Annotated in this window: 24 protein-coding genes; 3 read left to right on the top strand and 21 right to left on the bottom strand. The window is 54.5% G+C overall.

Going from position 1 to position 25,125, the window contains the following annotated elements:
- Nucleotides 1–59: 59 nt before the first annotated feature.
- The 6 genes from PXG97_RS16985 to ric all read right to left on the bottom strand — a co-directional run bounded on the left by PXG97_RS16985 (nucleotide 60) and on the right by ric (nucleotide 4,682).
- Nucleotides 60–518 (bottom strand): RrF2 family transcriptional regulator, encoded by a 459-nt coding sequence (locus tag PXG97_RS16985; RefSeq protein WP_276498995.1) that lies wholly within the window; start codon nucleotides 516–518, stop codon nucleotides 60–62.
- Nucleotides 519–557: 39 nt separating this feature from the next.
- A complete protein-coding gene (locus PXG97_RS16980) occupies nucleotides 558–884 on the bottom strand; it encodes a metal-sulfur cluster assembly factor (RefSeq protein ID WP_276498994.1) in 327 nt (108 codons plus the stop codon).
- The gene (locus PXG97_RS16975) at nucleotides 862–2,172 is read right to left on the bottom strand and encodes a cytochrome C oxidase subunit I (protein ID WP_276498993.1); all 1,311 of its coding nucleotides are present in this window, start codon (nucleotides 2,170–2,172) and stop codon (nucleotides 862–864) included. Before PXG97_RS16975 ends, PXG97_RS16980 begins: the two co-directional genes overlap by 23 nt.
- Nucleotides 2,173–2,242: 70 nt before the next feature.
- Nucleotides 2,243–3,073 carry a DUF2249 domain-containing protein gene (locus PXG97_RS16970; protein WP_276498991.1) on the bottom strand — a complete coding sequence of 277 codons (831 nt, stop codon included), beginning with the start codon at nucleotides 3,071–3,073 and terminating at the stop codon, nucleotides 2,243–2,245.
- Nucleotides 3,074–3,075: 2 nt separating this feature from the next.
- Nucleotides 3,076–3,579, bottom strand: coding sequence for a hemerythrin domain-containing protein (locus PXG97_RS16965; protein WP_276498990.1), 504 nt, complete (start codon nucleotides 3,577–3,579; stop codon nucleotides 3,076–3,078).
- Nucleotides 3,580–3,722: 143 nt separating this feature from the next.
- Complete coding sequence (ric, locus tag PXG97_RS16960) at nucleotides 3,723–4,682, bottom strand: iron-sulfur cluster repair di-iron protein (protein ID WP_276498989.1); 960 nt, start codon at nucleotides 4,680–4,682, stop codon at nucleotides 3,723–3,725.
- Nucleotides 4,683–4,862: 180 nt separating this feature from the next.
- On the opposite strand from ric, the gene PXG97_RS16955 reads away from it, so the two are divergent.
- Nucleotides 4,863–8,144, top strand: a complete 3,282-nt coding sequence (locus PXG97_RS16955; protein ID WP_276498988.1) for a vitamin B12-dependent ribonucleotide reductase — start codon at nucleotides 4,863–4,865, stop codon at nucleotides 8,142–8,144.
- A 192-nt stretch (nucleotides 8,145–8,336) separates the two neighbouring features.
- On the top strand, nucleotides 8,337–8,732 hold the full coding sequence (locus PXG97_RS16950) for a group III truncated hemoglobin (RefSeq protein WP_276498987.1): 396 nt from the start codon (nucleotides 8,337–8,339) through the stop codon (nucleotides 8,730–8,732).
- 3 nt (nucleotides 8,733–8,735) lie between these two features.
- Here the strand turns inward: PXG97_RS16950 and PXG97_RS16945 are convergent, their stop codons facing one another.
- Together PXG97_RS16945 and PXG97_RS16940 are read right to left on the bottom strand one after the other, a co-directional pair.
- Nucleotides 8,736–10,061 (bottom strand): hypothetical protein, encoded by a 1,326-nt coding sequence (locus PXG97_RS16945; protein ID WP_276498986.1) that lies wholly within the window; start codon nucleotides 10,059–10,061, stop codon nucleotides 8,736–8,738.
- A gap of 103 nt (nucleotides 10,062–10,164) precedes the next feature.
- Complete coding sequence (locus tag PXG97_RS16940; protein WP_276498985.1) at nucleotides 10,165–10,788, bottom strand: thioredoxin family protein; 624 nt, start codon at nucleotides 10,786–10,788, stop codon at nucleotides 10,165–10,167.
- Nucleotides 10,789–11,086: 298 nt separating this feature from the next.
- On the opposite strand from PXG97_RS16940, the gene PXG97_RS16935 reads away from it, so the two are divergent.
- Complete coding sequence (locus PXG97_RS16935; RefSeq protein WP_276498984.1) at nucleotides 11,087–12,286, top strand: proline dehydrogenase family protein; 1,200 nt, start codon at nucleotides 11,087–11,089, stop codon at nucleotides 12,284–12,286.
- A 72-nt stretch (nucleotides 12,287–12,358) separates the two neighbouring features.
- Here the strand turns inward: PXG97_RS16935 and PXG97_RS16930 are convergent, their stop codons facing one another.
- The 13 genes from PXG97_RS16930 to PXG97_RS16870 all read right to left on the bottom strand — a co-directional run bounded on the left by PXG97_RS16930 (nucleotide 12,359) and on the right by PXG97_RS16870 (nucleotide 24,899).
- Nucleotides 12,359–14,179 (bottom strand): cytochrome c oxidase subunit I, encoded by a 1,821-nt coding sequence (locus tag PXG97_RS16930; RefSeq protein WP_276498982.1) that lies wholly within the window; start codon nucleotides 14,177–14,179, stop codon nucleotides 12,359–12,361.
- Nucleotides 14,180–14,440: 261 nt separating this feature from the next.
- Nucleotides 14,441–15,208, bottom strand: a complete 768-nt coding sequence (locus tag PXG97_RS16925; protein WP_276498981.1) for an ABC transporter permease subunit — start codon at nucleotides 15,206–15,208, stop codon at nucleotides 14,441–14,443.
- A complete protein-coding gene (locus PXG97_RS16920; RefSeq protein WP_276498980.1) occupies nucleotides 15,205–15,918 on the bottom strand; it encodes an ABC transporter ATP-binding protein in 714 nt (237 codons plus the stop codon). The genes PXG97_RS16925 and PXG97_RS16920 overlap by 4 nt, the downstream gene beginning before the upstream one ends.
- Nucleotides 15,851–17,176, bottom strand: coding sequence for a nitrous oxide reductase family maturation protein NosD (locus tag PXG97_RS16915; protein WP_276498979.1), 1,326 nt, complete (start codon nucleotides 17,174–17,176; stop codon nucleotides 15,851–15,853). Before PXG97_RS16915 ends, PXG97_RS16920 begins: the two co-directional genes overlap by 68 nt.
- On the bottom strand, nucleotides 17,160–17,624 hold the full coding sequence (locus tag PXG97_RS16910) for a nitrous oxide reductase accessory protein NosL (RefSeq protein WP_276498978.1): 465 nt from the start codon (nucleotides 17,622–17,624) through the stop codon (nucleotides 17,160–17,162). Before PXG97_RS16910 ends, PXG97_RS16915 begins: the two co-directional genes overlap by 17 nt.
- Nucleotides 17,625–17,638: 14 nt before the next feature.
- Nucleotides 17,639–18,226: a hypothetical protein gene (locus PXG97_RS16905; protein ID WP_276498977.1), complete on the bottom strand. Its 588-nt coding sequence runs from the start codon at nucleotides 18,224–18,226 to the stop codon at nucleotides 17,639–17,641.
- Nucleotides 18,227–18,308: 82 nt separating this feature from the next.
- Nucleotides 18,309–20,348 carry a Sec-dependent nitrous-oxide reductase gene (gene nosZ, locus PXG97_RS16900; protein ID WP_276498976.1) on the bottom strand — a complete coding sequence of 680 codons (2,040 nt, stop codon included), beginning with the start codon at nucleotides 20,346–20,348 and terminating at the stop codon, nucleotides 18,309–18,311.
- Between the two features lie 25 nt (nucleotides 20,349–20,373).
- Nucleotides 20,374–20,913, bottom strand: a complete 540-nt coding sequence (locus tag PXG97_RS16895) for a c-type cytochrome (protein ID WP_276498975.1) — start codon at nucleotides 20,911–20,913, stop codon at nucleotides 20,374–20,376.
- A gap of 193 nt (nucleotides 20,914–21,106) precedes the next feature.
- On the bottom strand, nucleotides 21,107–21,874 hold the full coding sequence (locus tag PXG97_RS16890; protein ID WP_276498974.1) for an ABC transporter permease subunit: 768 nt from the start codon (nucleotides 21,872–21,874) through the stop codon (nucleotides 21,107–21,109).
- A 3-nt stretch (nucleotides 21,875–21,877) separates the two neighbouring features.
- Nucleotides 21,878–22,585 (bottom strand): ABC transporter ATP-binding protein, encoded by a 708-nt coding sequence (locus PXG97_RS16885; RefSeq protein WP_276498972.1) that lies wholly within the window; start codon nucleotides 22,583–22,585, stop codon nucleotides 21,878–21,880.
- Nucleotides 22,548–23,846 carry a nitrous oxide reductase family maturation protein NosD gene (locus tag PXG97_RS16880; RefSeq protein WP_276498971.1) on the bottom strand — a complete coding sequence of 433 codons (1,299 nt, stop codon included), beginning with the start codon at nucleotides 23,844–23,846 and terminating at the stop codon, nucleotides 22,548–22,550. Before PXG97_RS16880 ends, PXG97_RS16885 begins: the two co-directional genes overlap by 38 nt.
- Nucleotides 23,830–24,291 (bottom strand): nitrous oxide reductase accessory protein NosL, encoded by a 462-nt coding sequence (locus PXG97_RS16875; protein WP_276498970.1) that lies wholly within the window; start codon nucleotides 24,289–24,291, stop codon nucleotides 23,830–23,832. Before PXG97_RS16875 ends, PXG97_RS16880 begins: the two co-directional genes overlap by 17 nt.
- Entirely contained in the window at nucleotides 24,288–24,899 is a 612-nt protein-coding gene (locus PXG97_RS16870) for a hypothetical protein (RefSeq protein ID WP_276498969.1), read from the bottom strand. The genes PXG97_RS16875 and PXG97_RS16870 overlap by 4 nt, the downstream gene beginning before the upstream one ends.
- Nucleotides 24,900–25,125 lie beyond the last annotated feature (226 nt).

The following is a 25,125-nucleotide window of genomic DNA, read 5'->3' as shown; positions in this document are numbered from 1 at the left end:
TCAAGCAACCGGCTAGGAGCCACTGGTGGACAGCACACTGTGGCCCTATCTTGAACGGCTTAGCTCTGGGCTTCTACCTCGTGTATGTTCTTGATAAAGTAATGGCCTGAGTTAACGCCGTCTACCAGCGTCTGTATACTTTTCGAGCTGAAGATCCGGAGCATCTGGTTCCGGTATTCTTTTATATCGTCGTGCAGCGGGCAGGGGTGCGTGTCGGAGCACTGCTTCATGCCCATGCCGCACTTACGGAAAGCCTCCAGCCCGTCAATCGTGCGCACCACCTCCAGTATGCTGATCTCGCCGGCCGGCCGGTGCAGGAAAAAGCCCCCGCCAGGGCCCTTTACAGAGGAAATCACTCCCTTCCGCACCAGGTCCTGCAGGATCTTACCCATAAAATGCGAGGGCAGCTCCAATTCTTTGGCGATGTCCTTTACCCCTATTTTAAGCCCTTGTGCATCGTTCAGCGCGATGTACACAATGGCGCGCAAGGCATATTCAGCTGTTTTTGATAATAGCATTTCTAGTCTCTGTTCTTCTAACACTAACACGGCAGCAATTTACGACTTCCCCCGCAGCTGCCTCATGCCTTCTTCACTGATCATGTCGGTGCTCCACGCCGGCGACCACACCAGGTTTATCTTCACGTCGAGACCCGGAAAGCGCTTGAGCAGGATCTGCTCTGCCGCCGTCTTGATGGTCCCGCTCATGGGGCATCCGGGCGTGGTCAGGGTCAGGTCCACGGCCAGCTCGCCCTCCTCCGTCAGGCTTACCTGGTACACCAGCCCCAGGTCCACGATGTTGATGCCCACTTCGGGGTCGATGATATACTTTAAGGTTTCGTACACCTCCTGGCCGAAATCCTCAGGCAATTTTTGCGTTTCCATAGGGGAAGGGTTTTAAATCGTGCGCTTTGTGCAGCAGCATCCGGAACACGTTGGCTGTGTACAGCAACGAGGTAACAGTAAAGCCGACAGCCCCGCCCAGTATCATCTGCTGGTGGCGCAGCAGCACGCCGGCCGCTAAAAGTATAAACCCAAGCAGGTAGCAGATGTTTTGCCAGCGCAATAACGTATGGCTGTACATATCCTTCGGCAATGGCGTTTTCATGCGGCCAACGTGGTCCTCGTATGCGTGCATCCACACGATGAACGGGAGCGTTTTAAAGGTCTGCCCCAGTATGAGCGCCGAGATAAACCCCAGGAAAACAGAGATGCCGTACACCAGGTACACCGACGACAGCAGCGATTGCGATAGCTCTAATCTGCTGCTCACCACCAGCACCAGTGCAAGCGGCAACAGCAGTAGGGCTAGTGCCACAAAGGTCTGCTGCATGCCCAGGTCCAGGTCCTGGCGTTGGCGTGTTTTGGCGGCATCGCGCAGGTACAGAAGAAAACATGCCACACCAGATAGAACCAGCAGGGCGTACAACGGCAACAACTGGGTATGAAAGAGCAGGTGGTCAAGTATAAAGCCTACCAGCCCCGCGTTGATCAGGTTATAGGCCCAGTTAAGCTTTTTGGGATCCTCGTGGTGCGCCAGCAAAAACATCGGGATCAGCTTGGCCCCAACGCCAATGATGAGCAGCAAAAACCAACCGGCCATACCGAGGTGGGCGTGCAGCTTCAGGTAGTGCGTGTGCTCCACCGGCAGGAAAGGCGTGGTAAAGTTCACCACCATCAGCAGCCCCACCAGCCCCGTTACCAGCAGCCAGATGGATGAGGTAACGATAAAGTCTGACTCCACTGTCCATTTGGGTGCTTTGCGGGCGGTTTGCGCCACGTTTATGTTAAAAAGTATGAAAGCGATAACCAGGCTGCAGGCTGCCAGGTGCATCACCCAGCCCAGCTCAAAATGCCAGAAGCTCCAGGCCAACAATATGGTGCCGGCACCCAGAAATCCGAAGGCGGCCGTGGCCAGCTTCTCTGAGTACAGCTTACACTCCAGCACCACGGGCAACAGCTGGTACAGCGCCCCGAAAATGAGCATGGTCGCCCAGCCCAGCGCCGCCACATGCGTTAGCGTCAGTAGCTTGGGGTGGAAATAGTGCCCGCCAAAAGCATCGGTGGAGAAGAGCAACAGCACGCTCAGGGCCACAAATGCCAGCGCAGCAAATGCGTAGTGCGGCAGCACCACCCATTTGCCCGGCGAGTTTGATGTAGTGGCAGTGCTCATGGTTTCTTTATTTGAGTTGAAAAAAGAGCTTTAGACAAATGACAAAAGACTTTCTGAAACAGTGTAAATCCTATACATCACTTTTCTGCTCTCTATAAATAAGCAAGTATACTTCGTTCGGCCCCACCTCATTGATGGCCACCTCAAAACCCCGCTCCTGCAGCTGCGGCAACAAATATTGCGGCACCCGCTTGTGCACCACGTAGAGCGCCTCTCCGGCCGGCAGGTTTTCCAGCTCTCCAAGTATAGTGACCATCGGCTGCGGCATCTCCAGGTGGCGCACATCCACGCGCTTCACCTTTCCGGCAAAGCGGGCCAGTTGTTCCTTAAAATTGTTTTCCGCAGGTTCTATCCCTTCTTCTGGCAGAGCCTCAGCAGCTTTAGCCAGCCAGAAATAAGTATAGACCAGGTCCGGTGATTTTACCTCGGTAAAGGAGCTGTAGCCTTTCTTTTGAAGTATGGCGATAAGTGGCGTAGGCTCAAACGTGTTGATAATCCTTAAAGCGCTGGCTTCATTAATATGCTCCACGGCATCCATGATCTTCAAGAAGGGATCATTACCGGTGGCAATGTCCTGGCACACATCCAGGGTGTTTACAGCTAGCTTTGACAGCGCGGCAGGTAGCCCGGGCGCAGCTACAGCTGGCGCGAGCATGGGCTTTTCTGCCGCAGCGTTACCGTTTGCGGTAAAGCCCAGCGGCGCCAGTTTCTCGTAAAACCGCTCCACCTCGCAGCCGCCAATGCGGGCTGCGTCGGCTATGGTTACCCGGGAGGCCAGCACCTTGCGCAGCAGCGGGTTGCGCAGCTTCTCAAAGTGCTTGTTTATACTGGCAATGGCCTCAATGGCCGCCGGGTTCTCCTTTATCAGGGCTGAGATCTTGGTATTGGCCGCTATGTTCATGGCTACTCTTGCTCGGCTTTGTTTGTCCAGAACTCCGGCGTGAAGGTATCCACGCGCGGGTCGTGCCTGTGCTCGAGCAACTGGCCCGCCAGCTCCAGGTCATCAGAATGCGCCATGGCTTGCAGGTACGGAAACAGCTCACGCTCCTCCCAACGGATGTGGTCCACCAGGTCCTGCTCCAGCACCTTAAACAGGTCCTTGTTCATGCGGCTACCCTGCTCAATCAGCTCTATCAGCGCCTCTATCAGCTTGTGCTCTTCCTGCAGCCTTGCCTGCTGGGTGTCATCGTGGGGCAGCAGCCTTTCCAGCAGCCACTCCTCCTCCTGGCAGTGCTCCTTCAGAATATTATTCCAGAAATAGCGCACGTAGGCGCGCAACACCTCCAGGTCCGTCCCGTTCTTCAGCCCCTGGCGCAGCTTCCAGGCAAACAGCAGCCCAAAATGGTGCTCCCGAGACAGCGGTACCAGGCTCTTATCTCTCTTCTGCGGTGCGATTGTCTTTTTCATGATTCTGGGTATTAAGGATCAGGATTTACAGGGATTTTAGATTGGCAGGATTTTAAACCCATCCCTACCCCTCCCGGGATGGGAATCACAGGCAATTCAATCCTGTGCCTCCTTACACCCCGTAAATCCTGATCGCAGATTACTTACTTCAGCACTTCCTTCTCCAACGCAATCGCTTTCGGGAACAGGATGTTGTTCTCTAGGTGGATATGGCGGAAAAGGTCATCTTCAAACTCCTTCAGTTTCTTGAAGGCCACCGTGTAAGTGGCGCAGGCATCGGCCGGCAAGGTATAGTTACCGGTCAGCTCCCGGATTTTCTCCAGCTCTCCTCCGGCGCTCTCGTGCTCCATCTCCATCATGTTGATCGGGTTCTGGATAGAGCCAAAGGCGGGCTTGTCCAGCTGCACGCTGCTTTTCTTCGCCTCCTCCAGCTGCTTGATGTAAGGGAACAGCACGCGCTCCTCTTTCGGCATGTGCGCCTCCAGTTCGTTGGCCACGTTGGTGAAGTGCTTCACCACCTCCAGCAGTTCCGGATGGCGGCTGCCGTGCACGCGGGCAATCTTAGTAGTGTATTCATACAGCGCCGGGATAGCCTCGCGCACATACTTGTGGTGCATGTTCACGATATAATCGGCCAGGAAGCCCAGCTCCCATTTGTCGTACTCCGCGTCGCGCGCCTTCTCAGCCTCGTCCAGCGCCAGCAGCTCCTGCTCCAGCTCCTCCTGGCTTACGCCCTTCTCGGCACACACCTGCTTCACCGATTTTTTGCCGCCGCAGCAGAAGTCGATGCCATATTTCTTAAACACCTGCGCCTTGCGGTAATCTTTGGCCACCAGCTCGCCCACGGTCTCGCCCTCGGCCGGTGTAAGCTTGGAGATGCGCACCTCCCACACCTCAGGCCCCTGCTCCAGGTACTCCCACTTAAACACGTTGCCGCGCTCCCCCAACAGTTGGTAGTAGAGCGGCTTCGGGTCATGGTCATTGTGGATGATGAAGGCTTCGCCACCCTTCAGGCTGTCGAACCACTGGAAAATAGTGGGGTGCTTCATGCGCGGCTCCAGAACGGTAACATCTAATGTCTCAATTGCTTGTGTGCTTTCCATTTCGTTAAGATTAAAAGTCTTACTTAGTTTCTGTTACAAATCTATCGGGATGGCCTCATAAAAAAAGACATAAATATCTTCTATTTAAGTGATCTTTGTCATTTTCATTGCCCACACTATATAGCACTTTTGAATACTTCAATTCTTTCTCTCATTACCTTTCAAACTGTCACCCTCCTTATGGAAAAAAATACTCCCAACACCCCCAAGGGACTCTCATTCTCCCGCCACTTCACCAACCCCGGGCAAAGCGCCTACGATCTTTTTACCTATGAGCTCCGCTCCTCCACTATCCGCAACCCCTCGGGCGATGTGGTGGCCGAACTTAAGGATGTGGAGGTGCCGGCGGCCTGGTCGCAGATCGCTACCGACATACTGGCCCAGAAGTACCTGCGCAAGGCAGGCGTGCCGCAGCCCGACGGCAGCACCGGCGCCGAAACCTCGGTGAAGCAGGTGGTGCACCGGCTGGCAAACTGCTGGCAACAGTGGGGCCTGACGTATGGCTACTTTAAAACTGAAGAGGACGCGGACACTTTTTATGAAGAGCTGGTATACATGCTGCTGGGCCAGTATGCCGCGCCGAATTCCCCGCAGTGGTTTAACACAGGCCTACACGCCTCCTATGGCATCAAGGGCACATCGCAGGGGCATTTTTATGTGGATCCGGACACGGGCGAGTTGCGCGAGTCGGACTCTGCTTTTGAGCGCCCGCAGCCGCATGCCTGCTTTATACTTTCAGTGAAGGATGATTTGGCCAAGAAAGGGGGCATCATGGACCTGCTGGTGCAGGAGGCGCGTATTTTTAAATATGGCTCGGGCGTGGGCACCAACTACTCCACCATCCGGGGCAAAAACGAGCCGCTTTCCGGCGGCGGCACCTCCTCCGGCCTGATGTCTTTCCTGAAGGTGGGCGACCGTGCGGCCGGGGCCATTAAATCCGGTGGCACCACGCGCCGGGCCGCTAAAATGGTCAGCCTGGACCTGGATCACCCCGAGATTGAGGCGTTCATCAACTGGAAAAAGGACGAGGAAAGAAAGGTAGCGGCCCTGATCGCCGCCGGCTACTCCTCCGACTATGAAGGCGAGGCTTACGCGACCGTATCTGGCCAGAACTCCAACAACTCGGTGCGCGTACCCAACAGCTTCTTTGAGGCGCTGCGCCAGAACCAGGACTGGCACCTGACTGCCCGCACCGACGGCAGCATCCTTAAAAGCATACCTGCCCGCAAGCTGTGGCAGCAGGTGGCAGAGGCAGCCTGGGCCTGCGCCGACCCGGGCGTGCAGTTCGATACCACGATTAATGAATGGCACACCTGCCCCGCCGAAGGCCCTATCAAAGGCTCCAACCCCTGCTCCGAGTACATGTTCCTCGACGATACGGCCTGCAACCTGGCCTCGCTGAACCTGCTGCGCTTTTTCGACGAGGAGAGGCAGGAGTTCGATATAGCGGCCTTTGAGCACGCCTGCCGCCTCTGGACCGTGGTGTTGGAGATCTCGGTGCTGATGGCGCAGTTCCCATCCGAAACCGTGGCGCAGCGCTCTTACGACTATCGTACCATCGGCCTGGGTTATGCCAACCTCGGTGCGCTGCTCATGATACAGGGCCTGCCGTACGACAGCCCGGAAGCCCGCGCAGTGGCCGCAGGCATCGCCTCGCTAATGACAGGCACCGCCTACAGCACCTCCGCCGAGATGGCAGCCTCCCTGGGCGCCTTCGCCAAGTACGAGCAGAACCGGGAGAGCATGCTGCGTGTGATCCGCAACCACCGCTACGCCACCTACAACGAAGCAGACAAGTATGAAGCACTAAGTATAAAACCTGTGGGGCTTGATCAGGAACTGTGCCCGCCGCACCTGCTAAAAGCAGCACAGCGAGCCTGGGACAAAGCGCTGCAGCAGGGCAAAAAGTATGGCTACCGCAACGCACAGGCTACGGTTATCGCGCCTACCGGCACCATTGGCCTGCTCATGGACTGCGACACGACCGGCGTGGAGCCCGACTATGCGCTGGTAAAGTATAAAAAGCTCTCCGGCGGGGGCTATTTCAAGATCATCAACCAATCCATACCGGCGGCGCTGAGGAGGCTGGGTTATACCCCGGAGGAGATCAGGGCGATCGTGCACTACGCCAAGGGGCATATCACGTTTGCAGGCGCCCCGCATATCAATCCGGAGGCGCTGCTCGAAAAAGGATTTTTACCGGAGGAGATCGCGCAGCTGGAGGCGGCACTGCCAACCGCTTATGATGTGGCCTCCCTGTTCAGTGTGTATACGTTAGGAGAAGAATGCCTGGAGCGGCTGGGCTATACTGCGGCACAGTACCAGGCCCCGGGTTTCAGTCTGCTGCAGGCGCTGGGTTTTACGGCAAGGCAGATCGAGGAGGCCAATACCTACGTGTGCGGCACCATGACCGTAGAGGGCGCACCATACTTACAGCCAGCGCACTACCCGGTGTTCGACTGCGCCAACCGCTGCGGCAGCAAGGGCAAGCGCTTTATTAAGGCTGAGGGCCACATCCGGATGATGGCGGCGGTGCAGTCGTTCATTTCCGGGGCAATCTCCAAAACGATCAACCTGCCTAACGAAACGAGCGTGGAGGAAGTGGCGCATAGCTACGAGCTGTCCTGGGAGATGGGCCTGAAAGCCTGCTCACTGTACCGCGACGGCAGCAAGCTCTCGCAGCCGCTCTCCTCCAAGAGCACCGGCACCGAGGAAGAGGACGAGCCGGAGGAGACGGAAAAAGTCGCCACCGCAGAAGAGAAGTATAACGCCGAGCAGGTGCTGAAGGCGGCCCAAAGCATACTTGCCGACTCGGCCAACGAGGTGTTCCGGCAGGAGCTGGTGCGCATGGTAGAGCGCCGCAAGCTGCCCGACAAGCGCAACGGCTTCACCCAGAAAGCGAAGATCGATGGCCACACCGTGTACGTCCGCACCGGCGAGTATGCCGACGGCGCCCTGGGCGAGCTCTTTATTGACATGTACAAAGAGGGGGCCTCGTTCCGGTCCATGCTCAACTGCTTTGCCATTTCCGTGTCGCTGGGGCTGCAGTATGGCGTGCCGCTGGAGGAGTTCGTGAACCGCTTTACCTTTACGCGCTTCGAGCCGGCGGGCCGCGTGGAGCATCCTAACATCAAGTCTGCCACCTCCGTGTTCGATTACGTGTTCCGCCTGCTGGCCTACGAGTACCTGAACCGCACCGACCTGGTGCATGTACAGCAGGAGCCTGAGGCACCTACGGCTGTAGCGTCACCTGCCCCCGCAACTGTGGAGGCAACCCTAAGCAATGGCAAGAGCTATAAGGTAGTAACCCAGAGCCGCACCGTGCTGATGGAGCAAACGCAGCAGGTGCTCGCCAGCATGATGGGCGACGCCCCGATCTGCAACGTCTGCGGCCACATCACCATCCGCTCCGGCACTTGTTACAAATGCCTGAACTGCGGCAACAGCCTGGGCTGTAGCTAGGACAGGGCACAAAAGTTATCTGTTCGGATCAGGATTTACAGGGGAAAGGGATGAACAGGATCAAGCCTGAGCTTGTTACCAGGATGACAGAGACACCGTCTCCGGCTGTTTCAGGAGGAGCAGGCCTAGGCAAAATAGGCCATGGCACGATTCTGTAATTCCTGGTCCGGACAAAATTTTATACTTTACAACATGACGCAAAAACAGGACATTCTCACCCTTGACGATGTTAAGCTGCTGGTGGACACCTTTTACACCCGCGTGCGGGCAGACGAGCTGCTGGGCCCGGTGTTTGATGAAAGGATTCAGGACCGTTGGGCGCGCCACCTCGATATCATGTACAGTTTCTGGCAAACCGTGCTGCTGGAGGAGTACACGTACCAGGGCAGGCCGGGTGCCAAGCATATTACCTTACCGGTTGGCGCAGAACACTTCGAGCGATGGCTGGTGCTTTTTTTCACGACCGTTGATGAACTGTTTACCGGCGAAAAGGCCGCGGAGGCAAAGTGGCGCGCAGAGAAAATGGCCGACATGTTCGCCTCAAAGATTGAGTACTACAAGCGGAACAGTGGAAGAGCGATTCTGTAAGAATCAGTTTCGCGCGGCCGCTTTGGAGCGCCCGGGCCGGTAACGGGGTTGGGGATGATGCGGAAGCCTGTGCCGGAGCTGCGAGATAAAGAAAAGCAGAATGCCCACCGGCAACAGCACACTTACCCCGAAAAGTAACCCGTTATAGTTGGGAATGGCACCCAGCCCAAGCCAGAGAAGCAGCCCCTGCCCGAAGAGCAGGGCTTCCGTGCCTGTAAAGGCAAGTATGAACAGCCCCAGGCCCCAACGGCTTAGGCGTAACTCCAGCCTCACCCACTCCTGCTGTGCCAGCCAGGCAAGTATAAAAAAGCTCACAAACCCGATCAGCACCAGGTGCAGGTAACCGATGATAAAAAAGCGAAGTTGGTACGCCAGGTCGGCCATGTAGGGAAAGGCCGTGGAGAACTGCATCAGCGTTTTAAGTATAAACGCCAGTGCGGCAAGCACAAGTATACTTCTCCCCCACCCGCTGAACAAGGCCAGCACCTGCCGCCGTACCGGCCAGAGCAGCCATATCAGGAGGGCCAAGGCCAGCACCTGCGCCAGCGCAGCGGCACCGCTCACTAGGTATACCACAGTATCAGGCTTTACCCAGAGCACCGAGAGCAGGTACGCCGGCAGGCAGGCCCAGAACATCATCCTGAAAAACAACAGGCCATACTTACGGTTAAAGCGGATGCTGTACTTTTCGAGCAGCCAGAACAGCAGCCCCAGCACGGCAAAGGCAAACCAGCCGTTGTAGAGAAAATGCAGGTAAAAGTAGATGGCATTGTAGTACAGCTCGCTGCCGCTGTGCCCGGTCGCCATGATCGGCCCCATCGCCCACGGCCCCAGCGAGGAGAGCCCCAGGAAAAACAGGGCGCCCTTTACAAACCTGAAGGAAAGGCTATGTTTCCCCTGGCTTACCTCCTGTGCCCTGGCATCTTTCAGGAAACGAAGTATAAACCAGTAGCTCAGGAGGATGTGCGCTGTGGAGAAGGAGATGGAAACTGCCCCGTAGCCCTGCACCGGAAAACTGAGCAGCATGCCCAGCACCGCCGCCTGCGCCAGCCAGAACTGCCAAAAGTATACTTTCCTGTCACGCACCTCCGGCGGGAGGTAGGCGTGCAGCAACGCGATAAAGAGCGCCGGGTACAGCCAGCCCAGCAGCGCGGTATGCGAGTGGGCGTGCAGCAGGTGCTTGTAGTTGAGTCCTGCCACCGGCGCTACAAACATCCAGCGCAGCAACAAACCCAGCAACGCAATCACCAGCAGGCTCAGCAGGGCCGAGAGCAGTGGCAACCGCCATCGGGTAAAGCTATTTATCTGTGCTTCTGAGGCTAAAGGCATAAAGTATAATACTACGGTTTCGCGTGCGCTGAGCCAACGGGACGCAATGCCGGCTCAGTGCTTACACAAGTTTACGGAAACAAGCGCTAGCACACCACAATTCTTACACAACCGGATTCACCACCTCCTGTAGCAGCTGCACAAAATCCTGCTGCAGCGATTGGCTCCGGTCTTTTGCGTACCACAACTGCACCTGCTGCACCAGTTCCTCATGGCTGATGTCCGGCTTTTCTGCTTTCAATTGCTTTACCTGCTGCTGTATGCCAGCGGGGCGGGGGCCCCAGGTAAACACACGTTCGCCTGTCTCGGCATCCAGGCAGATCAGTTTCGGTATGGCGCGGCTGCCGTTGGTCAGGCAGGTGTCCATCAGGGCCGGGTTCTCGTCGCGCAGCAGAACAGAGAGTTCTATGTTAGTGTACTCCTCCGCCATCGCGGCAATGGCCGGCAGCAGTTGCGCGCCATCCCCGCACCATGCCTCTACCAGCACCAGCCACACCCAACGGCGCTCGTTTTGGTCCAGCAGCTGCTTTAGCTCCGGCTGCAGCGCAAACTGTTTTTCCACGCGTTTCATGCGCTGCTGGTTTAGCTTGGTAAAATTTACCCGCTGCTCGCTCTGCTCCGGTCCGCTTGTTCTATGCTGTGCCACCAGCTCATCGCTGAGGTTCTTAAACTGCTGGTAGGTCATGGGGTTCACCAGCTTGGGGAATGCTGTTTCCGGCGTGTTCATATCCTTCTCTTTTGTTTGTACAAAATTACCGTAAGTTCCTCTCCCATAAAATGATCTGAGTCACCCTAAGCGTATCCTGCCAAACTCCCCGCTTACCGCCCGCGATACCCGGAAATGCAATGACAGAAGTCACTTCTGCTGCTGACCGACCTCATACGCGGCGCCGGCTTCTTTGCCTACCTTACCAGAGGTTAAAGAACTAAGAAACATCCTATTTCAGAGATAACCACAACCCTGGCGCCCTAATTCCGAACACAGGGGGTACAAAACCTGAGCAACACAATTAAACTTTAAGAATATGGAGCAAGTTAATGCCTCCGAACGTATAGCCGGCCCCTTCGATCCGGACAACCTGCAGGTAACGTTCTGCCACAAAACCGATAAAGAAATGAAGCTGGCCTACTGGCTCTTCAGCATGATGGGCCAGCCGGCCCTGGTAAAAGCCGGCGGCGTGGCTACTGTGGCAGCCCTGCGGCTGGGCCTGCCCATTAAGTGGCTGATCCGAAACACTATCTACAAGCACTTCTGCGGCGGCGAAACCGTGCAGGAGGCGCAACAGGTGGTGCAAAAGCTGGCGGCATCGCGCGTACAAACCGTGCTGGACTACGCCGCTGAGGCACAGCACACCGAGGCTGGGTTTGACGGCGTTCGGGATGAGGTACTGCAAAACATCCGGCTGGCCCGCGACACCAAGGGCTTTTCCTATATCAGCGTGAAGCTTACGGGGATAGGGCACAACAGCATTTTCAGCAAGCTGCACCTGAAGCAGCCACTGACCCCGGAGGAGGAGAAAGCCTTTGCCAAAACGCAGGAGCGCCTTGACCAAATGTGCCGGGCAGCCGCCGGGGCAGACATTACAGTATACATTGATGCCGAAGAAAGCTGGATGCAAAACCCGATGGACGAGCTGGCCGAGGAAATGATGCGCCGCTATAACAAAAACCGGGCTGTGGTCTTTAATACGCTGCAGATGTACCGCACCGACCGCGTTGCCTACCTGAAAGCCTGCCTGCGCCGCTTCGAGCAAGAGTCCACTATACTGGGTATAAAGATTGTGCGGGGAGCTTACCTGGAGAAAGAGCAGCGCCGGGCGCAGTTGCAGGGCTACCCGTGCCCCGTCTTCACCCGCAAAGCCGACTCCGACAAAAGCTTTAACGAGGCCATTGACATCTGCCTGGAGAACCTGCACCGCGTGGAGCTCTGCGCCGCTACCCATAATGAGCAAAGCATCACATACCTAACGGAGTGCATCCGGCGGAATGGCATCAAAGACCACCAGAAGCGGATACACTTTTCGCAGCTCTACGGCATGAGTGATAACCTAACGTATAACCTGGCTGCCGCCGGCTACAATGCCTCTAAGTACGTGCCTTACGGGGAGGTGGCCACCGCCGTGCCCTACCTTATCCGGAGAGCGGAGGAGAACACTTCTATTGCCGGGCAGATGGGCCGCGAACTAGCGCTGCTACAGAGGGAGATGCGCAGGCGCAAACTTTAGGCCTGCACGTAAAACAGGAGCGCCAAAGTATGGGTTATGCTTTGGCGCTCCTGTTTTAGAATCAAAGCCTGCTTAATCCGAGTCCCGCTCGTACGGCAGGTTCGAGGATGTTGTTTTCGAGTATGGTACTGTCTGTGGAATATAGTCTTCCGGCGCACCGGGCTTGCTGTAGTCGTATGGCCATCGGTATACCACTGGCAGCGGCCCTGGCCAGTTACCGTGGCCTAGCAGCACAGGCGTCGTCCACTCCAGCGTGTTGGAGTGCCACGGGTTTGGAGATGACTTGCGCCCCCACCAGATGCTGTACAGAAAGTTGAATAGGAAGACGAATTGCGCAAAAAAGCCAAAGATAGCCGCTATGCTTATAAAGGTGTTCAGGTCGGTGAAGATGTTAAACGTCTCGAAGCCCGTCCAGTTGTAGTAACGCCTCGGGAAGCCAGCTATACCCACGTAGTGCATCGGCAAAAACACCAGGTATACCGACAAGAAGGTGAGCCAAAAATGGACGTAGCCCAGTTTCTCGTCCATCATGCGGCCGAACATTTTCGGAAACCAGTGGTACACCCCGCAGAACATCCCAAAGAAGGCGGCCGCTCCCATCACCATGTGGAAGTGTGCCACCACAAAATACGTATCGTGCAACTGGATGTCCAGCGCTGAGTTACCCAGAATAATACCCGTTAAGCCTCCCGAGATAAAGATCGAGACAAAGCCGATGGCAAAAAGCATGGCTGTGGTAAACCGTATGTTGCCCCGCCACAGGGTGGCCAGCCAGTTAAACACCTTCACCGCCGACGGCACCGCGATGATCAGCGTCAGGAACATGAACACCGAGCCCAGGAAGGGGTTCATGCCTGAAACGAACATGTGGTGCGCCCACACCACAATAGACAGCACCGAGATGCCCATCAGCGAGCCGATCATGGCGCGGTAGCCAAAGATTGGTTTTCGGGCGTTGGTGGCGATCACCTCGGAGGTAATGCCAAAGGCCGGCATAATCACGATGTATACTTCCGGATGGCCCAGGAACCAGAACAGGTGCTGGAAAAGTATAGGGCTACCGCCGGTGTTGGTCAGGGCTTGCCCCGCAATATAAATGTCAGACAGGAAGAAGCTAGTGTTAAAGCTACGGTCGAAAATCAGCAGTATGGCCGCAGAAAAAAGCACCGGGAACGACAGCAGGCCTACGATGGCCGTCAGCAGGAGTGCCCACACCGTGAGCGGCAGCCTGCTCATCGACATGCCTTTTGTACGCAGGTTGATAACGGTGGTGATGTAGTTGATGCCCCCCAAAAGTGTGGAGGCAATGAACAAGGCCATGGAAACGAGCCACAGCGTCATCCCGGCAGCAGAGCCTTGTATGGCTTCTGGCAGCACACTCAACGGCGGGTACACGGTCCAGCCGCCGGCCGCGGGGCCGGTGTCTATGAACAACGACCAGAACATGATCACGCTGGAGAGGAAGAAGAGCCAGTACGACAGCATGTTCATAAAACCGGAGGCCATGTCGCGGGCCCCTATCTGCAGCGGTATCAGGAAATTACTGAACGTACCGCTAAGGCCCGCCGTCAGCACGAAGAACACCATGATAGTGCCGTGCATGGTTACCAGCGCCAGGTAAAACTCGGGGTTCAGCTTCCCGTTCTCAATCCAGCCTCCCAAAATCGGCTCCAGGAAAGAAAAGGTAGCCTCGGGCCAGCCCAGCTGCATACGAAACAGCACCGACAGAAAGCTACCTATAAAGGCCCAGAAAATGCCCGTGATCAGGTACTGCTTGGCAATAACTTTGTGATCCTGGCTGAAAATATACTTCTCTATAAAACTCTGCTCGTGGTGCTCGTGCTCTTCATGCACGGGGTGCACCTCGCTGGGGGTAATATCGGTAGAGGCCATAGGCGAAGGGGATTAGGTGATGCAACACTTCTTTACATACTGTAGCTGCAGCTTTGTGCGGTATCACTGCTACCCCATACATACTGATACCTGGCCACAAAGGATGTAATTTTTATACTTAAAGCTTAAAAAAGTGTGTTTTTACATCAGCAGGTAAGCTCCCGCAATACCGGTTTCCACCATGCAAGTATAAAAAAGGTGTGGGTCGCCTGGCCCCACACCTTTCAACTCGAAAGCACCTTGCCCTGGCAGGCAGTTACCCTACAAATCCCTTCTGGAGAAGATACGCCGAGAACTTAGCACCGGTATAAGCGCCCACAGCAACAGCAACCCAAACGCAGCTGCGATTCCCCACACACTCCCGAAAATGCTTTTGTACAAGGCCCCAGTGTAGCCCATCAGCGCCGACACGTCCAGGTTCAGCAAAACGATGATCCTGCCCAGGTCTATCGGGTTAAGGGCAGTCATGGCCAAAGTGGCATACTCCAAAGGATAATCGCTGAAGGCGTAAAGTATAAACAGCACAATGCCATCGTAAATAAGGGCAAAGTAAAACCACAGCAGCAGGGCTATACCGATACCCTTGGCCTTGTCGCGGGTGATAACCGAAGCCAGAAAAGCCATGGCCACGAAGATGAAGGTGATGAATACGCCTGTGAGCAGTAAGTATAAACCTGTAAGCCCCGTGCTGAAGATGATCACCGGGATACCGACGCCCACTATGAAAGCTGCCGAAAGCGAGAGCGCCACCCCCAGGTACTCGCTCATGAATATCTTTTTACGGTTGATCGGCTGTGCCACCAGCAATTCCATGAATTCATAGGAGTTGTAGAAGTGCGTAGTGGCGAAAACGATGCTGATGAGCGGCACCGTCAGCAGTACCAGGTTCAGCAGGCTGAGTATACCTTTGTCGGGGCTGCCCCCCAGGTTGAACAGGCCAATGGAAAGCAGCAGCAGAAACAGCGTATAGGCAATGATGATCCTGCTTTTGATGATGTCCAGGAGGACGTATTTGATGATCTTGTTCATGGGTGATATCCTTCGTTCATAAGTTTGGCGACGGCACGGCTCAGGCGGTCTTCCTGGGTATGTGCTTTCAGGTCAGCAATTGTTTCGAAGAACTTTATACTTCCGTCTACCAGGCAAAGCACTTCATCGGCCACTTCTTCAATCTCACTCATGATATGCGATGTGATCAGGATCAGTTTGCCGCGCTTCTTTTCCTTCAGGATCTTGCTTTTCAGAATCTCGGCAGCGATCGGGTCCAGGCCGGCGGTGGGTTCGTCCAGTATAAGTATAGGCGGGTCGAACATGAAGGCCAGCGCGGCACTCACTTTCTGCTTGGTACCACCAGACAGGGCTCCCATGCGCTTATCATAGATCTCCTCCAGCGCGTACAGGCCGATCAGTTCCTCATCTACACTCTTCTCCTTTTTGCGAATGTCGCGGATCATCCCGATCACCTGCCGGATCTTCATGTTTTCGGGGTACCTGCCTATCTGCGGCATATACCCGATCTGGCTTCGGTAGGCATACTTTTTCAGCACGCTCTGGCCATCAATCCGGATGTCGCCGCTATCAGGCAGCACCATGCCCAGTATACACTTGCTCATGGTAGTTTTGCCGGCACCGTTAGGGCCTATAACAGACACAACTTTCCCTGTGCCAAACTCAACGCTCACGTCCCGCAGCACCTGTAGTTTGCCGTAGGACTTGTGCAAGTTCTTTATTGTTATCATGTTCAATTCTCTTCATCAAGGGTTTTTTATCTACCAGGTTCTCCGGAATAATGCTTGGCAAAACCTTCTCCATATTATCGAGCAGGTCTACCATAAAGCTGCGCATAAACATCACGGAGGGCGGCACGCGCTCCACCAGCATCGAGTATAGGCTTACCGGGCGGTAGGGTACATCGCCCACACCGTCTTTGTTCAGGTCGTAGCCGGTATACTTTTCCCAGTAGTTGTTCTCGAAGTGGTTCAGCTGGTTTGGGCCGTTAGTGCTGACATCGAAAGAGTTGCCGGTAAAGTTGTTCCGCCTAAAGGTATTATCTAAGCTGGAGGTAAGCAGCTTTATAGCCCAGCCATTGCGCTCGAAGTTATTATGCTGAATATCCAGGCGGTTAGAGCTCTCCATATAAATGGCGGTGGTATTGCGGCGGAATGTGTTGTTGCGAATCACACTGTCGCGGATGTCCTTCAGCAATAACCCATAGGCCGCTGCGCCCCAATTGTCCTCAAAGGTATTGTGCTCCATCCGCACATCGTCGGTATACATCACGGCCACGCCGGCTCCGTTATTGCGGAAGGTATTATATGTATAGGTATTGCCGTTGGAGAACATGAAGTGCATGCCGTAGCGCTGGTTGTTTTGGCTGATGTTACGGTGCACTTTGCTGTTTTTCGCTACCTCCAAGTAAATGCCGTCGCGGTGGCCCTGCACGTGGTTTCCTGTTATCTCCACCTCATCGGTATAGTATACATGTATGGCATTGCCCAGCGCCGACTCTGTTTTGTCGCCTTTCTCACCTCTCACCACGTTGCCCTTCACCGCAATGTTTTCAGAGTACTGCAGGTAAATGCCGAAGTAGGTATTCAGGATGGTGTTGTTGAGGATGCGGACGTTGCTGCGCTGGATAACACGTATGGCGGCGTCATCGCGGGTATAGCTGGTGGCGATGTTCTTGAGCGTAAGGCCTTGTATGGTTACATCATCAGCCAGCACCGTTAGTATCTGCCCTTTAAAGTTGCTGTCTATGACCGGGTTATTCTCCCCAAGTATGGCTAGGGGTTTGTCTACCTCTATTCCGGCCTCTTGGTAGGTGCCGCCGTCTATTAATATGGTATCCCCTATACTTGCTTTTTGCACCGCCTGCTTTACCGAGGTAAAACTACAGGTTTTGCATACCTTCAGGGTATCACCAAACGCTTTCTGGCTACCGAGCATCAGGGCCAGTATATAGGCAAGTATAAAGATCTGTTTAGTCGGGTTTCTCATTATGTTGTACTGCTAAAACTACCTGGTCCCAGTTAAGCAGGCGGCCGCCGTGCTCCTGCTGCATCTGTTCTGCGGTTGCCTTGTCGGCCACGGCGGTCAGGAACATGCCCATCGGGCTGGGTAACTCCCGGCTCTGCAGGAAATGGGCTTCCCGGGCATCTAATATCTGGTTAGGGTTGGTATAGTCTGTAACCATTAAGTAGGCGGCATTGTTGCCTTGTTCCGGTTGCTCAATCACAAAAGCGGCCAAGCACTCGGCTGAGTCGAAGAAGATGGCTTTGCCTTTGTCGTTCACCAGTTCGGCACCATAGCGGTTATCGGCCACCGTCATGTTGCAGTGGGCGCAGTTGGCCTGCCCGTAGGGTATGGGTTTAGGCTCCACAGAGCAGGCTACGAGCAGAAACAGTATAGCCAGCAGGCTGAAAGTATAAATCGCTTCTTTTTTCATAGGTGTAGGGGCTGCTATGCCACCAGTTGTTTGGTTGGTTTCCGGCTTAAAGCATAAACTACCCCGCCGAGCACGAGCGCCAGAAATATGCCCAGGCTGCCCCACGACGGCAAGGATAGTGCATTAAAGTTAAGTAACTGTTTACTGCCTAACAAGGGCGGGATGTACGTCATGCCTGGCACCTTGATTGGCGCTTCCGGGTCTAGGTTGGTGCCGAACTTGTGCAGCCACAGGTAAAAGTCCAGGATTCCAACAGTTCCGGCAATGGCCAGCAGCACCACCCAGATCAGCACCAGCCTCGGTTTCCCGATCAAGCCCACCAGCACGCCCGTTACCATAAAAGCAACCACGATGTAGGGCATATACTTTAACTCTGCAAAAGAGTCTGGGTTGATCTTTTCCATGCCGATGTAGTGGTTGAGGATATTGAAGTTCTGCAGCACACTCTCAGAACTGCCGCCCAGCTTGTTTACCCAAATGTGCAGCTCCAGCCCCTCCGGATATTGCGGCGCCTCCAGGTAGATCTTCCACATCGGGTAGAGGAACAACAGCCCCAGCGACAGCGCTGCCGCAACCATGATCACTCTCAGGTATACGTTCATTCTCTTAGCGTTAAGGTGCAACTACAAAAAGACAGCGGAGCCTGCCTGTCACAAACTCCGCTGCTTTACCCGCACAGGGCTATTAATTTACTGAGGCCTGGGCGGGTGGTACAGGTTTCTTCTCTCCGGTAAAGAACCTGATCGGAACGTTAGATCCTCTAGGCGATACCCGTACATAGCCCTGCATTTCCTGGTGCAGCGCCGAGCAGAAGTCTGTACAGTAGAACGGATAAATGCCCTCGGCTTTTGGCACCCACCGCAGCGACTGCGTGGCGCCCGGCATGATCAAGGTCTCGGCATTTTCCGCCCCCATTACAGCAAAGCCGTGCGGCACGTCCCAATCCTGCTCCAGGTTGGTAACATGGAATATAACCGTGTCGCCTACCTGTACGCCTTCAATCACGTCCGGTGTAAAGTGGCTTCGGATAGAGGTCATATTCACCTTCACGGTTTTGCCCTGGCGCGTCACGTTCACATCTTTCTCTGATTTAACCGCCTCAGGGTGGGTATTCTCATTTAGCTTAAAGAACTTCACACTATTCGGTGCCACTTTGTCGGCCGGTATGGCCTGGGCGTAGTGTGGTTCGGCCAGTGTCGGGAAGTCGAGCAGCATGCGCATCTTGTCGCCGCTAATGTCTATCAGCTGGGCAGAGTGCAGCAGTTCCGGCCCGGTTGGAAGGTAGCGGTCTTTCGTGATCTTGTTCATCACCACCAGGTACTTGCCATACGGATCCTTGGTATCGCCGCCTGGTATCAGCAGGTGGCCCGGCGAGTAGTAAACCGGCATTCTATCCAGTACCTGCAGGTCTTCCACGTTCCACTTCACCACTTCCGACGACACGAACATGGTGGAGTACGCGTTTCCTTTTCCGTCGAACTCGGTGTGCAATGGGCCCAGGCCGGGCTCTTTTACCTCGCCATACAGCACAGACTCATACTTCAGCACCGGAATGCCATTCACCTCCCCGTCAAAATCCTTGTTTTCGATGGCCTGTTGCATTTTTGAGAAAGAAAAAACAGGCAGCGAGGAGGCCAGCTTTCCATTCACCACCATATACTCCCCGGTGGGGTCCACATCAATACCGTGTGGCGACTTAGGCGCAGGCAGCAGGTACATCATGCCGGGGCACTCCTCCGGCAGCAGGTAGCGCACTGACTTTTTAACGGTTGACTTGGCCTGGTGCGAACCATGGTCCATTTTGTTGTGGTAGTAATTGGCAGGCATTTCATGGGCTTTGCCCTCAGCCGCATACTTGGCCGCCAGTTTCCAGTTAATTGCCGCCAGATAGTCGCGGTCGTTTTGCGAGGCCCCCAGTTCTTTCAGGGTAGCGGCTTTCTCTGAGTTATAGGTTGTAAAGAATACCCAGTCCTCCGATGGTCCCTTACCGCCGTTAGCCAGGTCGTAGTCAAAGCCAGGCACAAGCACCTGAAAGTCCAGCTCCATGTCGCCATGCTCTTTATCTACTTTTATAAAGGAGATGGAGCCACGGAACTTGTCTTTATACTCTTCCATACTTACGTCTGGGATACCGCCCGACTCTGTATCGATAGGTACCGAGAAGCGTGTACCGGCAAGCACATACTCGTTGTTATTGGTTGGGTACGGAGAGCAGTGGTTACCCGCTGAGTTCGGGATCTCCATGATCTCGACCGTCTCGAAGGTAGTCAGGTCGACGCGGGCTACACGTGGCGTGTTATTCCCATTCACGAACAGCCAGCGGCCGTCTGCCATCCCTTCGGCTCTGGAGAGCTTGGGGTGGTGCAGGTCATCCCAGGGAACAAAGCCGTGCGAGGTCATCAGCATTGGCTTGGTTTCCTCGTTGTAGCCATAGCCGTTTTCAGGGAACTGCGAAAACACCGGTATTACCTTCAGCAAGCGGCCTGAGGGAAGCCCGTAAACCGACACCTGTCCGTTAAAGCCACCCGACAGGAACGAGTACAGTTCATCGTGCTCCCCAGGCGGCACATAAACGGCTGCTGCAGCATCCTCCGCAACGGCACCGTCTTTAACGTTAGCATCATCGCCGCCGCTACAGCTTTGCAGCGCCACACCGGCAAGCAATGCAAACGATAGGCCTATCCCTGACGTTGCTCCAGTTGTTTTACTGAAAAGTGATTTCATATCCATAGGGTTTGTTACAGATACTTTAGTTGTTCTGGTCGTTCTGTCTCAGAAATTCCAACAGAGCTCTCGCATCGCTTTCAGAAATATCCTGGTTGGTCATCTGCGTTAAGTGCTCGGCCAGGAGTTTTTTAGCTTCCGGGTCCTTCTTGGTCATTTCCTCTGGGTTTATCATCATGTTCATGATCCACTCCGGCTTGCGGCGCTCTGTTACACCGGCCAGGCCTGGGCCTACTATCTTCTGGTCAGACAGCTGATGGCAGGCAGAGCACTTAGCCTCAAAAATTGACTTTCCTTCTGCGGCAAGCGCCTCATCAATCTGATCCCCTATTTCCACCGAGGTCACAGGCCCAACGCCCAGTCCATTATCCTCTACCTCTCCGGTTGCTGTTTCTGTTTGCTGTGCTGCGCCTGTCTCTTCCTGGGCCTGCGTTGCATTGTTTTCACCATCCCCGGAGCAGCTGAATAACACCGAGCCGCAGAATAACGCTGCCACTCCAAGCCGCAAAGGCCCCAAGAGTACACTTGACATCAGTTTGTTTCGTTTTTCTCTCGTTTCTATCATGGTTTTCCAGTTTTTATTGAACAGCTTTATACTGCCGTGTACGGCAAATGGTTATTACCGTTCTTAAAACCCCCTGTCAGCGGTAAGCTTAGGCATTATCTTAAAACAAAAAGCGCAGCCCAAAAGGACTGCGCTTCTCAGAAACACTAAAGCACCTAATCAACTCCTGCCGAAGCAGGCACTATTTCTTTTCTTACAGGTCTCTTCTTCCAAAGATGCTCCTGGAACTCATGATCGGCACCACTATCCAGAGCAGTAACAGCCCAAAAGCAAGGCCTATACCCCACAGGCTGCCAAGTATACTTTTATAGAGCGCTCCTGTATAACCCATCAGCGCCGACACGTCCAGGTTCAGCAAAACGATGATCCTGCCTAAATCAACCGGGTTAAGGGCGGTCATGGCCAGTGTGGCGTTCTCCAGCGGGTAATCGGCGAAAGCATAAAGTATAAACAGCACAATGCCATCGTAAATAAGGGCGAAGTAGAACCACAGCAGCAGCGCTATGCCAATGCCTTTTGCTTTGTCGCGGGTAATTACGGACGCCAGGAAAGCCAGCGCCACGAAGATGAAGGTGGTGAATACGCCTGTGAGCAGTAAGTATAAACCTGTAAGGCTGGCACCAAACAGCAGCACCGGTGTGCCCACCCCAAGTATAAAAGCTCCTGAAAGCGAACAAGCCACGCCCAGGTACTCGCTCATGAATATCTTTTTGCGGTTGATCGGCTGTGCTACGAGCAGCTCCATAAACTCATAGGAGTTATAAAAGTGCGTGGTGGCAAACACGATGCTGATCAGCGGCACGGTAAGCAGCACCAGGTTCAGCAGGCTGAGGATGGCTTTGTCGGGGCTGCCGCCCAAATTAAAGAGGCCCACGGAGAGCAGCAGCAGGAACAACGTGTAGGCCAGCACAATTTTGTTCCGGATGATGTCGTAGAAAACGTATTTGATGATCTTGCTCATGGCTTAGTCCTCCTCATTCATAATTTTGGCAATGGCCTTGCCCAGGCGTGCTTCGTTCGCCTGCGCTTTGATATCAGAAATGGTATCATGAAACTTCACCTGCCCGTCTACCAGGCACATCACTTCGTCGGCCACTTCTTCAATCTCGCTCATGATATGCGATGTGATCAGGATTAGTTTGCCGCGTTTCTTTTCCTTCAGGATCTTGCTTTTCAGAATCTCGGCAGCGATCGGGTCCAGGCCGGCGGTGGGCTCGTCCAGAATCAGTATCTGTGGGTCGAACATAAAGGCCAGCGCGGCACTCACCTTCTGCTTGGTACCACCCGATAGTGAGCCCATGCGCTTATCATACATTTCCTGCAGGCGGTACAGGCCGATCAGTTCTTCATCCACAACAGTGGCATCTTTCCGTATATCCCGGATCATCTCTATCACCTGCCGGATCTTCATGTTTTCGGGGTACTTGCCTATCTGCGGCATGTACCCGATATGGCTTCGGTAAACGTGCTTCTTCAGTATACTTTCGCCGTTGATCTTTATATCGCCGCTGTCGGGTAAGGCCATGCCCAGTATACACTTGCTCATCGTTGTTTTACCGGAGCCGTTCGGCCCTATTACCGATATCACCTTACCGGCTTCAAAGCTTACATTTATATCTTTCAGTACCTGCAGCTTACTGTAGGACTTGCGCAAGTTTTCTATCGTTATCATGGTCTGTTCTGCTCATTAAAGGCTGTTGATCCACTAAATTTTCAGGTATGATGCTTGGCAGTACTTTCTCGATGTTATCCATCAGGTCCACCATAAAGCTGCGCATAAACATCACGGAGGGCGGCACGCGCTCCACCAGCATCGAGTATAGGCTTACCGGGCGATAGGGCACATCGCCTATCCGGTCCTTGTTTAGGTCGTAGCCGGTGTACTTGTCCCAGTAGTTGTTCTCGAAGCGGTTCAGCTGGCTATCGCCGTTGGTGCTGACGTCAAAAGAGTTGCCGGTAAAGTTGTTTAGCTTAAACACGTCGTCGGTGCAGCTGCTGAGCAACCGTACGGCCCAGCCGTTGCGGTCAAAGTTATTGCGCTGGATGTCCAGGCGGTTGGAGCTCTCCATGTAAATGGCAGTGGTATTGCGACGAAACGTGTTGTTGTAGATCACGCTGTTCGAAATATCTTTCAGAAGTAAGCCATAGGCTGCGGCGCCCCAGTTATCCTCAAAGGTGTTGTGCTCCATCCGGATGTCGCGGGTATACATCACGGCCACGCCGGCTCCGTTTTTACGGAAGATGTTATGCGTATACACGTTGCGGTCAGAGAACATGAAGTGCAGGCCGTAGCGCAGGTTATGCTGGCTCAGGTTGTTCTTCACTTCACTGTCTTTCACGAATTCCAGGTAAATACCGTCGCGGTGGCCTTTTACCTTGTTGTTGCTGATAACGGCCTTGTCGCAGTACCATAGGTGTATGGCATTGCCCAGCGCCGACTCATTCATACCGGTTACATCCTGTCCCGTCACCACGTTGCCCTTGATCACGCAGTTGTCTGAATTCTGCAGGTAAATGCCGAAGTAGGTGTTCAGGATCGTGTTGTTAAGGATGCGGATGTTGCTGCGCTCCACCACCCGTATGGCAGCGTCGTCGCGGGTATAGCTGGTGGCGATGTTCTTAATGGTAAGCCCCTCCACCGTCACGTTGTCTGACGTTATGGTAAAGATCTGGCCTTTATAATTTCCGTCGATCACCGGGTTGTTTCTGCCCAGAACTGTCAGCGGCTTGTTTATCTCAATGCCCTGCTCCTGGTACACGCCACCCTCTATCAGCACCGTGTCGCCAGGCTTGGCTTTGGCCACGGCCTGCTTCACCGACGTGTAGGGGCAGGTACTGCACACCTTCAGCGTGCTGCCAAAAACCGCAGGGGTCGCCAAAAGCACCCCCAAAGCGGCAAGTATAAAAGTGATATGTTTACTCAGGTCTTTCATTGTTTTGAACGGCCGAGACCGCCTCGCTCCAGGTGAGCACTTGGCCACCTATCTCCTTTTGCATTTTTGTAGCAGTAGCCTCGTCGGCTACAGCGGTCAGGTACATGCCCATTGGGCTGGGCAGGGCTTTCGCCTGCAGGTACTGCGCATCTTTTGCGTTTAGCAGCTCACCGGGTCTGGTAAAGTCCGTCACCAGCAAATAAGCCGCCTTCTCCCCCTGCTCCGGCTGCTCTATCACATAGGCCATCAGGCACTCGGCAGAATCGAAGAAGTAAGGCTTTCCCTTTTCGTTTACCAGCTCTGCGCCGTAGCGGTTGTCTGCCACCGTCATGCTGCAGTGGGCGCAGTTAGCCTGCCCGTAAGGAATCGGCTTTGGCTCCGGGCTACAGCTGCCCAGCGCCACGGCCAACAAGGCCAGGCTCAGAAGGTACAGGACAGGTTTCATACCATAGCGTGTTTTGCTCTGGATACCTGTTGCGTGTTACTCGCCTTCCGGTTAAGGAACCATGCCAGCAACGACAGGGATATACCCAGAAAAATACCTAAACTACCCAGGGCCGGTAAGGACAAGGCCTCAAAGTTGAGCAACACCTTGCTGCCCAACAGCGGCGGAATGTAAGTCATGCCCGGTACTTTGATGGCTGCCATGGGGTCCAGGTTAGTGCCGAACTTCACCAGCCACAGGTAAAAGTCCAGGATACCGGCGGCGCCGGCCACCATCAATAGAACAGACCAGCTTAATACCAGCGTCCTTTTGCCGGCCAGGCCAATCAACACTCCCGTTACCATAAAGAACAGCACGATGTAAGGCATGTACTGTAGTTCGGCAAAGGAATCGGCATGGATCGGCTCCATACCGATGTAGTGGTTAAGAATGTTAAAGTTCTGAAGCACGCTTTCAGAGCTGCCCCCGAGCTTGTTCACCCAGATGTGCAGTTCCAGTCCTTCCGGGTATTGTGGGGCTTTCAGGTATATCTTCCACATCGGGAACATAAACAAGAGGCCAAGAGACAGTGCCGCCACAATCATCAGCACTTTTTGGTAAGCTTTCATCCTTGTATGGGTTAAGGTGAAAATTTGTCGGGTTGTCGGGAGTTTACCCTATCCTTGAAAAACCCTTCCCTGCCCCCTCCGGTGGGGACGCTTGTACTTCAGGCGTGTTCCCCTCCATGGAGGGGCAGGGGTGGGTAAAGCTTCAAGTCAAGTATAAATAACCGCAACTCAGGTTAGAGAACCAGCGGAGGCTACGTTGGGCAGCCTCCGCTGATTTCCCAGGTAA

Origin of the sequence: Pontibacter litorisediminis (assembly GCF_029360645.1) — a bacterium.
Taxonomy (GTDB): Bacteria; Bacteroidota; Bacteroidia; order Cytophagales; family Hymenobacteraceae; genus Pontibacter; species Pontibacter litorisediminis.
This window is presented reverse-complemented; position numbering and strand designations above follow the sequence as displayed.

Bases quoted from the DNA above. Each gene is read 5' to 3' on its own strand.
- PXG97_RS16970 (WP_276498991.1), bottom strand. From the start codon at position 3,073: ATGAACATAGCGGCCAATACCAAGATCTCAGCCCTGATAAAGGAGAAC.
- PXG97_RS16875 (WP_276498970.1), bottom strand. From the start codon at position 24,291: ATGAAACCTGTCCTGTACCTTCTGAGCCTGGCCTTGTTGGCCGTGGCG.
- PXG97_RS16885 (WP_276498972.1), bottom strand. From the start codon at position 22,585: ATGATAACGATAGAAAACTTGCGCAAGTCCTACAGTAAGCTGCAGGTA.
- PXG97_RS16895 (WP_276498975.1), bottom strand. From the start codon at position 20,913: ATGATAGAAACGAGAGAAAAACGAAACAAACTGATGTCAAGTGTACTC.
- PXG97_RS16975 (WP_276498993.1), bottom strand. From the start codon at position 2,172: ATGAGCACTGCCACTACATCAAACTCGCCGGGCAAATGGGTGGTGCTG.
- PXG97_RS16890 (WP_276498974.1), bottom strand. From the start codon at position 21,874: ATGAGCAAGATCATCAAATACGTTTTCTACGACATCATCCGGAACAAA.
- PXG97_RS16980 (WP_276498994.1), bottom strand. From the start codon at position 884: ATGGAAACGCAAAAATTGCCTGAGGATTTCGGCCAGGAGGTGTACGAA.
- PXG97_RS16955 (WP_276498988.1), top strand. From the start codon at position 4,863: ATGGAAAAAAATACTCCCAACACCCCCAAGGGACTCTCATTCTCCCGC.
- PXG97_RS16945 (WP_276498986.1), bottom strand. From the start codon at position 10,061: ATGCCTTTAGCCTCAGAAGCACAGATAAATAGCTTTACCCGATGGCGG.
- PXG97_RS16925 (WP_276498981.1), bottom strand. From the start codon at position 15,208: ATGAACAAGATCATCAAATACGTCCTCCTGGACATCATCAAAAGCAGG.
- PXG97_RS16950 (WP_276498987.1), top strand. From the start codon at position 8,337: ATGACGCAAAAACAGGACATTCTCACCCTTGACGATGTTAAGCTGCTG.
- PXG97_RS16915 (WP_276498979.1), bottom strand. From the start codon at position 17,176: ATGAGAAACCCGACTAAACAGATCTTTATACTTGCCTATATACTGGCC.
- PXG97_RS16930 (WP_276498982.1), bottom strand. From the start codon at position 14,179: ATGGCCTCTACCGATATTACCCCCAGCGAGGTGCACCCCGTGCATGAA.
- PXG97_RS16920 (WP_276498980.1), bottom strand. From the start codon at position 15,918: ATGATAACAATAAAGAACTTGCACAAGTCCTACGGCAAACTACAGGTG.
- nosZ (WP_276498976.1), bottom strand. From the start codon at position 20,348: ATGAAATCACTTTTCAGTAAAACAACTGGAGCAACGTCAGGGATAGGC.
- PXG97_RS16940 (WP_276498985.1), bottom strand. From the start codon at position 10,788: ATGAACACGCCGGAAACAGCATTCCCCAAGCTGGTGAACCCCATGACC.
- PXG97_RS16935 (WP_276498984.1), top strand. From the start codon at position 11,087: ATGGAGCAAGTTAATGCCTCCGAACGTATAGCCGGCCCCTTCGATCCG.
- PXG97_RS16905 (WP_276498977.1), bottom strand. From the start codon at position 18,226: ATGAACGTATACCTGAGAGTGATCATGGTTGCGGCAGCGCTGTCGCTG.
- PXG97_RS16880 (WP_276498971.1), bottom strand. From the start codon at position 23,846: ATGAAAGACCTGAGTAAACATATCACTTTTATACTTGCCGCTTTGGGG.
- ric (WP_276498989.1), bottom strand. From the start codon at position 4,682: ATGGAAAGCACACAAGCAATTGAGACATTAGATGTTACCGTTCTGGAG.
- PXG97_RS16870 (WP_276498969.1), bottom strand. From the start codon at position 24,899: ATGAAAGCTTACCAAAAAGTGCTGATGATTGTGGCGGCACTGTCTCTT.
- PXG97_RS16985 (WP_276498995.1), bottom strand. From the start codon at position 518: ATGCTATTATCAAAAACAGCTGAATATGCCTTGCGCGCCATTGTGTAC.
- PXG97_RS16910 (WP_276498978.1), bottom strand. From the start codon at position 17,624: ATGAAAAAAGAAGCGATTTATACTTTCAGCCTGCTGGCTATACTGTTT.
- PXG97_RS16965 (WP_276498990.1), bottom strand. From the start codon at position 3,579: ATGAAAAAGACAATCGCACCGCAGAAGAGAGATAAGAGCCTGGTACCG.